Genomic DNA, 13,610 nt, shown 5'->3' with positions numbered 1-13,610 from the left:
CGCTGCACCCCGCGGAGTTACCGATGCTCTTGGCCGCCTCCCTCGACACGGGCGACAGCGCCTGGCTGCTGGCCAGCACCGCCATGGTGCTCCTGATGACCCCTGGTCTCGCCTTCTTCTACGGAGGCATGGTCCGCACCCAGCACGTCCTGGTCATGCTCAAAATGAGCTTCGCCTGCCTGGCCCTGGTAACCCTGCTCTGGCTTGCGGTCGGGTATTCGCTGGCCTTCGGGCCGGACATCGGCGGCGGGATGCTCGGCAATCTCGACCACGCGTTCTTCCGCGGCATCGGGATGAATGAACTGCACAACACCATCCCCGAGACCGTGTTCGCCTGCTTCCAGATGTCGTTCGCGATCATCACCGTGGCACTGATCAGCGGCTCCATCGCGGGCCGCGCCACGATGCGGGGCTGGCTGGTCTTCGTCGTCGTCTGGACGCTGCTGGTGTACATCCCCCTGGCGCACTGGGTCTTCTCACCCGAGGGCTGGGTGGTCGCCCATCTCGGCGCACTGGACTTCGCCGGCGGTCTGCCCGTGGAGCTCAACTCCGGAGCGGCTGGCCTGGCGGTGGCCATCGCGCTGCGCAAGCGCAAGGACTTCGAGCGTCAGCCGATCCGGCCGCACAACCTGCCATTGGTCGTCATCGGCCTGGCACTCCTGTGGTTCGGCTGGTTCGGCTTCAATGCCGGGTCCGCGCTCAAGGATGCCGGCGGTGCGCCCACCGCCTTCCTCAACACCCAGCTCGCGGCCTGCGCCGCGATGGTCGGCTGGCCGCTCATCGAGAAGTGGCGCCTGGGCCACGTGGAGATGCTCGGCGTCGCCTCGGCCGCGGTGGCCGGCATGGTTGCCATTACCCCGTCCTGCGGCGAGGTCTCCCCCCTGGGGGCGGTGTGCATCGGCTTCATGGCCGGCGTCGTCTGCGCCTTCGCCGTCAACTTCAAGTTCAAGCTCGGCGTCGACGACACCCTTGACGTGGTCGGTGTCCACGGCTGGGGCGGCATCGTCGGCACCTTGTCCATCGGGCTGTTCGCAACGGCCCAGATGAGCGGCAAGAAGGGCCTCTTCTACGGCGGCGGGTTCGACCAGCTGTGGCGCCAGGCCGTCGCCGTACTCGCCTGCGGATCCTTCTCCTTCGTCGTCACCTGGCTGATCGCCAAGGCCATCGACAAGACGATCGGGTTCCGCACCAAGGAGGAGTACGAGGACGTCCCGGGCGAGGAGGAGGAGATCGCGTACGACAACGCGACCCTCGACGAGATCCAGGCGCGCCTGGACAAGCCGCGCCTCACCGCGCCCCAGCCGGCAGCAGCCCGCACCAGCGCGGACACCGAGAAGCTGGGCGAGATCCTCGACCTGCTCGAACGACGGGAGCGCGAGAAGTGACCTGCCACCGACACCGCCCCGTTCCCGTTCCCGTTCTGTGTGAGGACCCTTCATGAACACACTGTTCGACTCCGGCAACACCGCCTGGCTGATGATGTCGGCGGCCCTGGTGCTCCTCATGGCCCCGGGCCTCGCCTTCTTCTACGGCGGCATGGTCAAGACCGAGCAGATCATCGCGATGCTGAAGATGTGCTTCGTCTGCGTCGCCTTCGTCACGCTCATCTGGTGGGCCCTCGGCTACACCCTCGTTTTCGGTCCGGATGCCGCCGGTCTCGGCATGATCGGCACGCTCGACCACGCATTCATGCGCGGCATCGGCCCGAGCACAAAGACCGGCGATGTCCCCACCGTCATCTACTCGGTCTTCCACATGTGCTTCGCGATCGTCACCGTGGCCCTGATCAGCGGCTCGGTGGCTGGACGGGCCAAGATGAGCGGCTGGATCGCCTTCGTGTGCGTCTGGACGCTCTTGGTCTACGTCCCCATGGCGCACTGGGTCTTCGACCCCGACGGCTGGGTCGCCAAGCAGGTCCAGGCCGTCGACTTCTCCGGCGGCACCGTCGTCGAACTCAGCTCCGGCACAGCCGGGTTGGCGCTCGCCATCGTCGCCGGCAAGCGCAAGGACTTCGAGCGTCAGACCATCCGCCCGCACAACCTGCCGCTCGTCGTCATCGGCCTGGCACTCCTGTGGTTCGGCTGGTTCGGCTTCAACGCCGGCTCCTACCTCACCGGACCGGGCTCCACCGCGATGGCTTTCCTGAACACCCAGTTCGCCGCGGGCGCCGCCATGGCCGGCTGGGGCGTCACGGCCTACTGGCGCACCCGCCAGGTCACCCTCCTGGACATGTGCATGGGCGCGGTGACCGGCATGGTCTCCATGACCCCGCTGGCCGCCGGCATCACCCCGGTCTGGGCCACCACCATCGGCTTCCTCGCCGGGCTCACCTGCGCGTTCGCCATCAGCTGGAAGTACCGCCTGGGAGTGGACGACACCCTGGACGTCGTCGGCATCCACGGCTGGGGCGGCCTCTTCGGCATGGTCATGGCCGGACTCGCGGCAACTGGCGCCGTGACAGGGCAAAAGGGCCTCTTCTACGGCGGCTCCTGGAACCTGCTCGGCCGCCAACTCGTCGCCATCCTTGCCCTCGGTCTCTTCTCCTTCGTGATGACGGCCATCATCGGCAAGCTCATCGACATGACCGTCGGTCTGCGTCAGCCCGGCGGCATCACCGAGCACGAGCAGGTCTACGAGAGTGACGTCGCCACCCAGCTCCAGGACGTCACCGACGCACTGCGCGGGCCGAAGGCCCCCACCGACAAGGACCAGGCAGCGCAGATCATCGACCAGTTGCAGGAGCTGCTGGCACGGCGCGACGCACGCAAGTAATGCCCAGGGGCCTTCGGTTGGCGCACCGCCCCCTTCCTGTCCCACGACCACTGCACCGAGTTCACCATGGCCTTCTTGCCAGGAGTCGGACACGGAATGCCCATGACTTACCAGCAGAAGGCGTCATGGCCCCGAATGCGCCCGGACGAGTGGGTAGGTATTTCGACGATGAGTCGACTAGTGGTGGTTGTCGGGCTGCCCATCGACGGTGCAACTGACGTGCTCCGCACGTCAGTTGCCAGGCAGCTGCCGGTGGGGCAGCCTCGATCGGCTTCGTGGTGCAGACGTTCTGCCTGGGCCGGTAAGGAAATTTCAGCGGAGTGATCAATTGCAGAGATACCCTTCCCGATATGGGATGGTTCATCACCCTGAAGGACGCCGCCCGTTCCGGTCTGCGCGTCGAGCGGACAAGGCTCGAACCGCTGGTCACGTTACGTGCGACGGCCGGGCTCGCGCTGTCGGGGGGAACGGCCCTGTGGCTGTTCGGCGGGACCGCGGCCGCGGCTGCCGCTTACGGTGCGCTGCTGGGTGGGATCGCGGTGTTCCAGCGCAGCTGGCGGCCGGATCCGGTGCTCCCGGTGGCCTCTGCGCTGACGCTTGGCATCACCAGTTTCCTGAGCTACCTGACCGGTGGACATCTGCTGCTGTTTCTCGCCCTGGTAGCGCTGTGGACGTTTCTGGGCGGCATGGCCTGGTCGCTCGGCGCGAACGCGGGCAGCCTCGGCACGACCAACGCCGCCGTAATGCTGGTGACCGTCACCCTGCCGGCAACCTTCATGGAGTCGCTGGGACAGGCCGCTCTGATGACCGCCGGCGGTCTGGTCCAAGCGGCCCTGGTGGTGCTCTTCCCGATTCGCCGGTGGGGGCGCCGTCGTGACGCGCTCGCCGACGCTCTGGCCGCCGAAGCCGACTACGCCCGCCGTCTGCGGGAGGATCCGGCCGCGCCGTTCACCCCGGGGCCCTTCGCCCAGGCCCGCGACGCGGCCATGCTCAGCGCACGCCAAGTACGCCGCCGTCCCCCTGAACTGCACGGCGCCCGGGGCCTGGCCGAGCTGATCCGCCCGGTTCTGGCCACCCTCGCCGACCCCTCCGTCACCGGAGCGCCGAAGAGCCTCACCGGCGAGCGGGCCCAGGAAATTCTCGGGGGAGCGGCCGAAATCCTCGACGCGCAGGCCCGTGCGATCCGCCACGGCCGACCGGTCGAGCTGTCGGCTTGGGCCGTCGCCGCCATCGAAGTCCCCAAGAGCGGCCATGCCCTGACCGGCCCCGCCGAGCAGACGGCTGTCCGTCTGCGCGCCCTGCTGCACGACGTCATCGAGACCACCGGCGGGGAACACTCCGGGAGCAGCGGCCCCGAGGAGGAGGACGCGACCGCGCTCGTGCGGCCCTCGGTGTCCGACGAGGTCAAGACCGCGGCTCGTACGCTGCACGGTCAACTGCACCGCGACTCACCGGTGTTCCGGCACGCGGTACGCACCACGGTCGTCGTGGTCGTGGGTGATGTTGTCGGCCGCCTCCTACCGTTCGGACACGGCTACTGGGTCCCGCTGGTCGCCATCTTGATCATGCGTCCTGGGTTCACCCAGACATACAGCCGGGCCACGGCCCGCATCGGGGGAAACATCGGCGGCCTCCTCATCGCCGGAACCATCGTGCAGCTCGCCCAGCCAGGAGCACTCGTGAACGCGGTCCTGTCCGTGATCTGTGGAGGGTTGATCCTGCTGTTCATGTACACGGGGTACGCACCCGTGCAGGCCGCCGCGGCCGCGTACACCATCTTCACCCTCGCCATGGCCGGCGAGGGCCTGGACCAGTCGGTGCCAGCCCGCCTCAACCTGACCCTGATCGGCGGGTTCCTGGCCATGCTGGCCTACGCTCTCTACCCCTCCTGGGAGACTCCTCGTCTGCGCACCCGCCTCGCCGACTGGACCCGGGCCGACCTCCGTTACACCGCCACGGTCGTACGGCACTACGCCGAACCCGGCGCGCGCACCGCCCGCGAGAGCCGCGAAGCCGTCCTGGAGGCCCGAGCCGCCCTCCTTGCCTGGCGGGGCGCGGTGGCCCTCGCCGCCAAGGAACCCGTCCGCCACCGCGGCCTGTCGCACACCACGGAAACCGGCGCCGAGCACGCCTTGGCCGAGGTCGCCCGGATCACCATGCTCCTGGAAGCTAATCTTCCTGTTCCCGGCAGCAGAGCCGTCACCGCTGCGGCGCCTCTAGCGATCGCCCTGCAGCAATCGGCCGATGATGCGGCAAAGGCGGTGCGCGACCGTCGCATCCCCACGTGGGGACCGATTCGGGCCGCCCTCACCGGCTGGGACAGCCAAGGACCGACGGATGAGATGGTGCAGCGAACCGGGGTCCTTCTCCTCGCCGCTCTGGACGAGCTCTCCACCTCTCTGCAATATGGCTCGCCCCCCGTCCCGCCTGGCAATAGCCCTGCACCCCCGCCCGCCGGCACTCGGTCCCCATAGAGCCAGGTGCCACGACGCACCAGCGCGCGGCTGGCCCTGGAAGGCCACACACGGAAGAGTTCAAAAGGGAAGCGTTCGAGCGGCCGATGGCACTTGTTCGCCCCGCCTCGCTTGCGGAAGAAGGACCGGACCGCACCAGAGGTGGGGAAAATAACGTCCGCCCGCGAGTTCAAGAACGCAATCACCCCTCGGGCCGGGTCCCTCTCATCGGCATGCTCGCCCTCCGGCTGCTATGCATCGCCTCGTATGCCAAGAGCGCTGCACACCCCGAAGCGTTGCCGGGATCGCCGCTCGACCCGCGCGTGATCCGCGACGAGAAGGCGGCGCGTCAGACTGCCCGGCGCGACGTTCCAGGCCCTGGAGTTGCCCTGGGTGAGTGTCTCGTACTTCCTGGCGCCGTCGAGCAGCACCAGGATCTTCCGGAGGAGCTGATCTTCGGTTTCCTGTGGATTCACGACGACTTGAGCCTATTGCGGATACGTGCGGAAGAGCGCGGCATTTATACCGATGGCCAGACTGTCGACAGCGCTGCCAGGTGAATGAATTGGGATGGGGGCGTCGTCGACCATCTCGGCGCCGAGCGCTTGGCCTGGTCCGCATGTTTTCCATGAGTGCTGGGCCGCCGACGCCCTCGGGGGAGCCGGGGAAGTTCTCTACCTCGGTGGTCGTGGTCAGTGTGAGCCGCCCACGAAGATCGACCCTGCCGAAGAGCAGGGGCTTCAGGTTGGCGCGGGCCGTGTAGAGGGCGGCGGTGTATCCGGCGGGGCCGGAGCCGATGACCTCGCGTATGACGTCCCGTTCAATGATCGCGCTCACGCCTCCTGCTGGGCGTCGATCTCGGCGACGAGGGTCTCGATGCGGGTCTTGATCTCGTCGCGGATAGGGCGGACGGCATCGACTCCCTGGCCTGCGGGGTCTTCGAGTGCCCAGTCGAGGTACTTCTTGCCGGGGAAGATCGGGCAGGCGTCGCCGCAGCCCATGGTGATGACGTAGTCGGACGCCTTGACGGCTTCGGTGGTCAGGATCTTCGGCTTCTGGTCGGCGATGTCGATGCCGACCTCCTTCATGGCCTCGACGGCGGCCGGGTTGACCTGGTCGCCGGGGATCGACCCGGCGGAGCGGACCTCGATCCGGTCGCCCGCGAGGTGGTTGAGGAATCCGGCGGCCATCTGCGAGCGCCCGGCGTTGTGGACGCAGACGAAGAGCACGGAGGCGAGGGGAGAAGTGGTCATGGGGTCTTCCTAACAAGCAGAGAGCGGTCAACAGGGACTGCCGATGGGTGTGTTCAGGTGCCCGGCAGGGTGTCGAGCAGGGCAGTGATGCGGGTGTCGATGTCGTCACGGATGGCGCGGATCACGGCGATGGGTGCACCGTCGGGGTCCGGGACCGGCCAGTCCAGGTAGCGTCGGCCCGCGACGACGGGACAGGCATTACCGCAGCCAATCGTGATGACGATGTCGGCGGCCTGGACGACCTCGTCGGTCAGCGGCTTGGGGTAGGCGTCGGCGAGGTCCACGCCCGCTTCGACCAGAGCCTGGGCGACCCCGCGCTCCACCTCGCTGGCCGGGGTCGTGCCGGCGGAGGACACCGTGACCCGGTCTCCCGCGCGGTGCGCCAGGAGCGCCGCGGCCATCTGCGAGCGCCTGGCGTTGAGGCTGCAGACGAACAGCACCCGCGGAGGTCCGCCGCCCTGTGCGCCCTCGACGCGGGCGAGGGCGTCCAGACGTTCGCCGACGAGCCGCTCGGACAGCACCACCAGGTGCGTACGGATGCGGGATTGTTCGGCCAGGCGCCGGTCGAAGTCGGTGAGCAGCAGTCGCACGGTCTCCACGGAGAAGCGGCCCGCGTGCCGGGAGGCGAGACGGGCGACTCTGGCGGAGAGCCGCTCGTCGGGGAACAGGGGGAGCGGGGGCGCGGTCATGAGGGAACCCTTTCGGAGGGCCCTACGGTTCAGTCCGGACTGGTATCAGCACCGAATGATGTGACAATATCAGTCCATGCTGACTTCAGTCGATGCTGATGCGATCCGGGTCCTTGGCGACCCGCTCCGTCTGAAAATCGTGACCCTGCTCGCCCAGGAGACGCTCTGTACGACGCACTTGGTGGAGGAGACCGGCGCCAAGCAGACCAACCTCTCCAACCACATGAAGGTGCTGCGCGAAGCCGGTCTGGTGGAGACCGAGCCGTGCGGCCGCTTCACCTACTACAAGCTGCGCCCCGAGGTCCTGGCCTCGGTCTCCGAGCAGTTCGCCGAGCTCGCCGAGTCCGCCCGCACTGCCGCCGCGAACAAGAGGGCCTGCTGATGAGCCGCACCGACACCACCCCGCAGACGGACCAGGGCGCGGCGTCCGGCGACGGCGTCGTCGCCAAGCTGTCCACGCTCGACCGGTACCTGGCCGTGTGGATCCTCATCGCGATGGCCGTCGGCCTCGGTCTGGGGCGGCTGATCCCGGGCATGAATGACGCGCTCGCCAAGGTCGAGATCGGCGGCATCTCGCTGCCGATCGCGATCGGGCTGCTGATCATGATGTACCCGGTCCTCGCCAAGGTCCGCTACGACAAGCTCGACGCCGTCACCGGCGACCGCAAACTGATGGTCTCGTCGCTGGTCATCAACTGGATCGTCGGCCCGGCCGTCATGTTCGCGCTCGCCTGGATCTTCCTGCCGGACCTGCCCGAGTACCGCACCGGCCTGATCATCGTCGGCCTGGCCCGCTGCATCGCCATGGTCATCATCTGGAACGACCTCGCCTGCGGCGACCGCGAAGCCGCCGCCGTCCTGGTCGCACTCAACTCCGTCTTCCAGGTCATCGCGTTCGGCCTGCTCGGCTGGTTCTACCTCGACCTGCTGCCGGGCTGGCTGGGCCTGGGCGACGGCGAGAAGCTCGACATCTCCATGTGGAAGATCGCGCTGAACGTCGTCATCTTCCTCGGCATCCCGCTCCTCGCGGGCTTCCTCACCCGCCGCGTCGGCGAGAAGAAGCTCGGCCGACAGAAGTACGAGTCCAACTTCCTTCCCAAGATCGGCCCGTGGGCGCTCTACGGCCTGCTCTTCACGATCGTCATCCTCTTCGCGCTGCAGGGCAAGACCATCACCTCGCAGCCGGTGGACGTCGTCCGTATCGCGTTGCCGCTGCTCGTGTACTTCGCGGTGATGTTCTTCGGCACCTTCCTGGTGGGCAAGGGGCTTGGTCTCGCCTACGACCGCACCGCGACCCTCGCGTTCACGGCTGCGGGCAACAACTTCGAGCTGGCCATCGCCGTGGCCATCGCGACCTTCGGCGTCACCTCCGGCCAGGCGCTGTCCGGTGTCGTCGGCCCGCTCATCGAAGTGCCCGTCCTGATCGGCCTGGTGTACGTCGCGCTGGCCTGGCGCAGGAAGTTCGCCGCCGACGCGGTGACAACGGCCCCGTGACGCATGCGGTGGATGTGGTGGTGATCGGTGGCGGGCAGGCCGGGCTTCGCCGCCGGATATCACCTGCGCCGCCAGAAGCTCGACTTCGTCATCCTGGATGCCCAGAGCGATCCGGGCGGCGCCTGGCAACGCACCTGGGATTCGCTGCACCTGTTCTCCCCGGCCGCGTTCTCCTCCCTGCCGGGGCGGCTCATGCCCGCCCAGAGCGGTGAGGAGTACCCGGACGCCGGACACGTCGTCAACTACCTGGACGACTACGAACAGCGCCACGACCTGCCCGTGCAGCACCCGGTCCGGGTGAGCGCCGTACGACCCGAGGGCAAACGGCTGCGGGTGGAGGCGGACGGGGGCGCCTGGTCGGCGCGGGCGGTCATCTCGGCGACCGGCACCTGGTGGCGCCCGTTCTTGCCCGCGGTCGCGGGCCGTGAGGTGTTCACCGGCCGCCAGCTGCACACAGTCACTACCGCAGTCCGGCCGACTTCGCCGGGAATGGGGTATCCCCTGCTCGAACGCAGTTGAGAGCTTGGGGAAGGGTCGTCGTGGTCGGCGGAGGGAACTCCGGCGCGCAGATCGCCGCCGACCTCGCCCTGGCCGGCGTCGAGTTGACCTGGGTCACCCAGCGCCCGGCACGGTTCCTGGCCGACGACATCGACGGGCGCGCCCTGTTCGACGCCGCGACCGCCCGCCGCCGCGCCCTCGATCAAGGCGAGGCCGATACCGGCGGGGTGGCCTCCCTCGGTGACATCGTCACTGTCTCCCCGGTACGCGCTGCCCGCGACGCCGGGCTCCTCAAAGCCCAGCCGATGTTCCAGCGCCTGACCAGAGGCGGAGTGGAATGGGCCGACGAGACCTCTACTCGCGCCGACGCGGTGATCTGGTGCACGGGTTTTAGGCCCGCCCTGTCGCACCTGGCCCCGCTGGGCCTGCGCGGGACATGCGGACGCATCGCCACCGAGGGCACCCGCGCGCTTGGTGAACCCCGGCTGCATCTGCTCGGATACGGCGACTGGACCGGCCCCGCCTCTGCCACCCTGATCGGTGTCGGCCGTACCGCCCGGGAGATGGCCCGCGACGTCGCACGACTTCTGACGCAGTGAACCTGCTCGCAGCCAAGGTCCTCACCCGCGTCCGATCAGGTGCGGGGTAGCTGGACATTCGGGTCAAGTCCGCATGCTCAGTCGTGGCGGGCGAGCTTGACCGCGGAGACGAGCAGAACCACGGCCAACGCGGGGATAAGCACCAGATCCGAGAACACGCCGAGCAGTAGCCCGCCCAGCGCCGCCCCAGCCACCGAGCCTCCGGCCATGACCAGGGTGAATCGGAGATTGGTGTCGGCGTACACCCCAATGTGGCCCCGGCAAGATTTCCGTGAAGCTGGGATGTGCCTCCATGCGCCGGTGACACTCCGTCACAGGAAGCGGCATTGTCGGCGAGTGTGATGACCTCGTACGGATTGTGTCTCCGCATCTTGTTGCGGTGCGGGTGGAACGGGTGTGGGTGGCGGGCGGCGTGGTCCGTATCGCGGCCTGCACCCGTGAGTTGACGGTGACGTGTCCTGACTGCGGCCGCGGTTCCGCGCGGACGCACAGCCGCTATCACCGCGCACTGGCGGATGTCGCTGTCGGCGGCCGCCCGGTCGTGATCGGGCTGTCGGTACGCCGGCTGTTCTGCGACGGCCCGGACTGCGGTCGGCGGACGTTCGTGGAGCAGGTGGAGGGACTGACGGTGCGCTATCAACGCCGCAGCCCACTGCTGCAGCACCTGGTGCAGATGGCCGGGGTGTTGCTCGCCGGCCGTGGCGGTGCCCGGCTGCTGCAGATTCTGAAGGTGCCGTTGTCGCGGACGAGCGTGCTGTTCCACGTGATGCGCTTGCCGCTTCCGGAGACGGCGACACCACGGGTGCTGGGTGTGGATGACTTCGCGCTGTACGCGGACGTATACGGCACCCTGCTGGTGGATGCCGATACCCGGCTGCCGATCGAGCTGTGGGCCGGCCGCGACGCCGAGCAGCTGGCCGCCTGGCTGCGGACGCATCCCGGCGTTGAGGTCGTCTGCCGGGACGGCTCGTTGGTCTACCGGCAGGGCGTCACCGACGGCGCCCCGGGTGCGGTGCAGGTCAGCGACCGCTTCCATCTGTGGCAGGGATTGTCGAAGAGAGTCGGGGACATTGCCGCCGCGCACCGCGGCTGCCTGCCCGCGGCAGTTCCCGATCCTGACGCGGCACCGTCGCCATCGAGCTCAACGGCGCCGTCCGACCAAGCCGAAACCCGTGCCCGTCGCCACGCGAAGAACCTCTTCGATGCGGTGCACGCGGTGACCGACACCGGCATCTCACTCCACGCCGCAGCCCACCAACTTGGCCTGAACCGGCGCACCGTGGGCAAGTATGCGCGAGCCGCCACCTGGCAGGAATGCGTACGCCGCACTCCCACCCGTCGGCCCACCAGCCTCGATCCGTATCTGGAGTACCTGCGGCAGCGGTGGGAGGAGGGCGAGCACACCGCGACGGTGCTGCACCAGGAGATCGTCGCCAAGGGCTACCGGGGCCACTACCAGCGGGTCAAGATGGCCATCGCACCGCTCCGCCGGGGACTGCCGATCGATACGCCGCGCGAGCGACCGCCCTCGCCCCGGCAGGTCGCCCGCTGGATCACCACCGCGCCATCCCGGCGCAGCCTGCACGCCGCCGAGGCACTCGGGCGACTGTTCGAGCACTGCCCAGAACTGACCCAGACCCACGACCTGGTACGTCAGTTCGCCGCCATGCTCGACACCGGCGACGCCGACCAGCTGCCGGGCTGGCTCGATGGCCTGATCGCCTCACACCTGCCCGCACTGGCCAGCCTGGCCAACGCTATCCGCGAAGACCAGCCCGCAGTCATCCAGGGCATCACCACCCCGTTCAACTCCGGCGTCAACGAAGGCCGCATCACCGATCTGAAACTCCAGAAGCGGATCATGGCAGGACGCGCAGGAGTGCCCCTCCTACGCCACCGCGTGATCCTGATGGCGCACCTCCGACGCCAACACCCATGACGGAGTGTCACCGGCGCATGGAGGCGCATCCCAGCTTCACGGAAATCTTGCCGGGGCCACTTTTACGTGAACGCCGACACCTAGACCTCCGCGCCTGATGGCGGCGGATAGCCCGCCCACAGACGGAGGTGCTCGGTGATCGCGCTGCGCGGCCCCGCCGACTCGGCCTACGACCGCCCCTGTACATGTCGTGTGGCCCAAGGGCGCCAGCCGGTAAGAGCCAGAGTGCACGGCACTGCCGACGAGGGCGCCAATGGGTGCATCCGCCTACCCGACGGCCAGCCTCTGGGCGTGAGGCAAGGTGATCGGACCACCCCTGCGCCAGGGGAGGCGCTTCACGCAGGGAGCGCCTCCCCTGGCATTGCCCTTCGTGGGATAGGACGTCACGTGCCCGATCCCATGTTGGCTCCGCCGCTGCTCCCATTCCCACCCCTTTCCCCGTTCTCGCTCCCCGCAGACTCGGCCGGAGGGAGGCCGGCCCGCGCCCGGACGACATCGGCCCAGGCATGCATCACAAGGGCTGTCCCCTTGAGCACCCCGTAGATGCCGAGCACGATGGCAGCGGGTGCACCTCCGACGGCCGTAACAACCTGGGCGGCATCAGCCGGAGTGAGTTGCCCGGTCTCGGTGCGTTCGAGCAGGTGAGCCGCAGCATGGTAAGTGAGCACGAGCAGAATGAGCGAGAAGGCCAAGAGAATCAGGGAAGACCGTGCCTCCGCGTTGGCCTTCAGCCGAGTCAGTGCTCCGAGTTGGATTCGTTCTTGCTGCCGAACCTGATCTTCCGCCTGCTTCAGGTTGAGCTCCAGAGATTGCTCCCGATGGCGCTGCAGCGAGTCCTCTCGTGCCTTTTGCGTCCGAGCGATTCCGAGGCGCCTTTCACGCTCCTCCGGCTTCACCGCCGCTTCGCGCCCCAACTTCCTTTCCATTTCCTCCAGGTATTGGTCGACGGGAATCGGACCAATTGCAGAAATCCGCTCCATCCTTCGCTTGTCGTCCGTGAACTTGTCCCGGAGGGGCTGCCAGTAATGAAGTTGGCGGGCAGTCTTCACTAGCGTCTCGGAGTGGCGGTCCTGCCCTACCAGCCAGACGAGGGGAAGCAGCGCCGCTACAGTCACCGCACCATAGGCGGAGAGCGAATCAGTCGGCGCATCCGCCAGCACAAAGAGCGCAGCTGCAACAAGACCTGCAGAAAGGGCGCTTGCCCCACCGAGCCATGATGCCAAGCGCACTCGACCTCGCCACGTACCTGTCATGGGGCACATGATCGCTACTCCCCCTCGACCGCTCCGCCGGCTCAGCTAAACGTGACGTACTCGTAACTGTTCTCTGCTCCGAAGACAGCTCCTCTACCGGTCACGACTCACCCCGTGCCCTCGGTGACCGAAGCTGGACTTCCCCGAATGGTGCCGGGGCTATGTTCCGCCGGTGGCACCAGAACGAGCTGTTCGTGAAGTTCCATGACCGGCTGCATGGGGGCAGGTGAGGGGGGGCGAGAGACGAACGGAAAGCATCGCCGCGCAGCCGGTGAAGGGGGTCCGTGACGCTGCCGGCCGCTTCACGCGGCTATGACGGCGGCACGTCGATCGACAGGCGGAAGTGGAACCTCTTGACGGCTCCCGCGGCGATCCTTGGGAACGGCCTTGCCGAGGCGCCGATGAGTGCGACACGGCCTTCGTAAGCCGCGATGTGAGCTCGACGGACGCGCTTAGTACTCCAGTGTGACTTCACGATCTTGTAGGGACCCTGGTCGGGAACGGGTGCGGTCACCGTGTGATCATCGAGGGTTGTGTGGATTCCTTTCGCCTGGCCAAGCCAGATAGGTGATCACAGGACGAGCATGAGTTTGCCGCCGGGGCGGCGGGATTGGCTGAGCTTGGCCGCTTCCTGGATCTGGTCGAGGGCGTAGGTGCGGG

11 protein-coding genes and 1 pseudogene are annotated in these 13,610 nt (G+C 67.8%); 8 read left to right on the top strand and 4 right to left on the bottom strand.

What is annotated here, in order from left to right; all coding sequences use genetic code 11:
* The first annotated feature begins 23 nt into the window (after positions 1-23).
* The 4 genes from ACFUPX_RS19785 to ACFUPX_RS19770 all read left to right on the top strand — a co-directional run bounded on the left by ACFUPX_RS19785 (position 24) and on the right by ACFUPX_RS19770 (position 5,785).
* Complete coding sequence (locus tag ACFUPX_RS19785; RefSeq protein WP_383323744.1) at positions 24-1,385, top strand: ammonium transporter; 1,362 nt, start codon at positions 24-26, stop codon at positions 1,383-1,385.
* A 52-nt stretch (positions 1,386-1,437) separates the two neighbouring features.
* Positions 1,438-2,772 carry an ammonium transporter gene (locus ACFUPX_RS19780; RefSeq protein WP_383323741.1) on the top strand — a complete coding sequence of 445 codons (1,335 nt, stop codon included), beginning with the start codon at positions 1,438-1,440 and terminating at the stop codon, positions 2,770-2,772.
* Positions 2,773-3,122: 350 nt separating this feature from the next.
* Complete coding sequence (locus tag ACFUPX_RS19775; RefSeq protein WP_383323738.1) at positions 3,123-5,246, top strand: FUSC family protein; 2,124 nt, start codon at positions 3,123-3,125, stop codon at positions 5,244-5,246.
* 212 nt (positions 5,247-5,458) lie between these two features.
* Positions 5,459-5,785, top strand: a complete 327-nt coding sequence (locus tag ACFUPX_RS19770) for a hypothetical protein (protein ID WP_383323735.1) — start codon at positions 5,459-5,461, stop codon at positions 5,783-5,785.
* A 273-nt stretch (positions 5,786-6,058) separates the two neighbouring features.
* On the opposite strand, the gene ACFUPX_RS19765 is transcribed toward ACFUPX_RS19770, so the two are convergent.
* Both ACFUPX_RS19765 and ACFUPX_RS19760 read right to left on the bottom strand, forming a co-directional pair.
* Entirely contained in the window at positions 6,059-6,478 is a 420-nt protein-coding gene (locus ACFUPX_RS19765) for an arsenate reductase ArsC (RefSeq protein WP_383323732.1), read from the bottom strand.
* A gap of 53 nt (positions 6,479-6,531) precedes the next feature.
* The gene (locus tag ACFUPX_RS19760; protein WP_383323729.1) at positions 6,532-7,167 is read right to left on the bottom strand and encodes a low molecular weight phosphatase family protein; all 636 of its coding nucleotides are present in this window, start codon (positions 7,165-7,167) and stop codon (positions 6,532-6,534) included.
* A 76-nt stretch (positions 7,168-7,243) separates the two neighbouring features.
* Between ACFUPX_RS19760 and ACFUPX_RS19755 the strand changes: the two genes are divergently transcribed.
* The 3 genes and pseudogenes from ACFUPX_RS19755 (at position 7,244) to ACFUPX_RS19745 (ending at position 9,758) form a co-directional block, all read left to right on the top strand.
* Entirely contained in the window at positions 7,244-7,549 is a 306-nt protein-coding gene (locus ACFUPX_RS19755; RefSeq protein WP_383323726.1) for an ArsR/SmtB family transcription factor, read from the top strand.
* Positions 7,549-8,661, top strand: coding sequence for an ACR3 family arsenite efflux transporter (gene arsB, locus ACFUPX_RS19750; RefSeq protein ID WP_383323723.1), 1,113 nt, complete (start codon positions 7,549-7,551; stop codon positions 8,659-8,661). The genes ACFUPX_RS19755 and arsB overlap by 1 nt, the downstream gene beginning before the upstream one ends.
* Positions 8,658-9,758 (top strand): annotated as a pseudogene (locus ACFUPX_RS19745) (ArsO family NAD(P)H-dependent flavin-containing monooxygenase). Before arsB ends, ACFUPX_RS19745 begins: the two are co-directional and overlap by 4 nt.
* A gap of 77 nt (positions 9,759-9,835) precedes the next feature.
* Here ACFUPX_RS19745 and ACFUPX_RS19740 read toward each other — a convergent pair.
* Complete coding sequence (locus tag ACFUPX_RS19740; RefSeq protein WP_383323721.1) at positions 9,836-10,003, bottom strand: hypothetical protein; 168 nt, start codon at positions 10,001-10,003, stop codon at positions 9,836-9,838.
* 134 nt (positions 10,004-10,137) lie between these two features.
* On the opposite strand from ACFUPX_RS19740, the gene ACFUPX_RS19735 reads away from it, so the two are divergent.
* Complete coding sequence (locus ACFUPX_RS19735; RefSeq protein ID WP_383323719.1) at positions 10,138-11,697, top strand: ISL3 family transposase; 1,560 nt, start codon at positions 10,138-10,140, stop codon at positions 11,695-11,697.
* Between the two features lie 383 nt (positions 11,698-12,080).
* Here ACFUPX_RS19735 and ACFUPX_RS19730 read toward each other — a convergent pair whose 3' ends face one another.
* Positions 12,081-12,920 carry a hypothetical protein gene (locus ACFUPX_RS19730; protein ID WP_383323716.1) on the bottom strand — a complete coding sequence of 280 codons (840 nt, stop codon included), beginning with the start codon at positions 12,918-12,920 and terminating at the stop codon, positions 12,081-12,083.
* Between the last annotated feature and the right edge of the window lie 690 nt (positions 12,921-13,610).

It is taken from the genome of Streptomyces sp. NPDC057302 (assembly GCF_042667685.1).
In the GTDB taxonomy this organism is placed as follows: Bacteria; Actinomycetota; Actinomycetes; order Streptomycetales; family Streptomycetaceae; genus Streptomyces.
The sequence above is the reverse complement of the archived record's forward strand: the minus strand, read 5'-3'. Positions and strand labels throughout refer to the sequence as shown.

Bases quoted from the DNA above. Each gene is read 5' to 3' on its own strand.
- ACFUPX_RS19785 (WP_383323744.1), top strand. From the start codon at position 24: ATGCTCTTGGCCGCCTCCCTCGACACGGGCGACAGCGCCTGGCTGCTG.
- ACFUPX_RS19780 (WP_383323741.1), top strand. From the start codon at position 1,438: ATGAACACACTGTTCGACTCCGGCAACACCGCCTGGCTGATGATGTCG.
- ACFUPX_RS19775 (WP_383323738.1), top strand. From the start codon at position 3,123: ATGGGATGGTTCATCACCCTGAAGGACGCCGCCCGTTCCGGTCTGCGC.
- ACFUPX_RS19770 (WP_383323735.1), top strand. From the start codon at position 5,459: ATGCTCGCCCTCCGGCTGCTATGCATCGCCTCGTATGCCAAGAGCGCT.
- ACFUPX_RS19765 (WP_383323732.1), bottom strand. From the start codon at position 6,478: ATGACCACTTCTCCCCTCGCCTCCGTGCTCTTCGTCTGCGTCCACAAC.
- ACFUPX_RS19760 (WP_383323729.1), bottom strand. From the start codon at position 7,167: ATGACCGCGCCCCCGCTCCCCCTGTTCCCCGACGAGCGGCTCTCCGCC.
- ACFUPX_RS19755 (WP_383323726.1), top strand. From the start codon at position 7,244: ATGCTGACTTCAGTCGATGCTGATGCGATCCGGGTCCTTGGCGACCCG.
- arsB (WP_383323723.1), top strand. From the start codon at position 7,549: ATGAGCCGCACCGACACCACCCCGCAGACGGACCAGGGCGCGGCGTCC.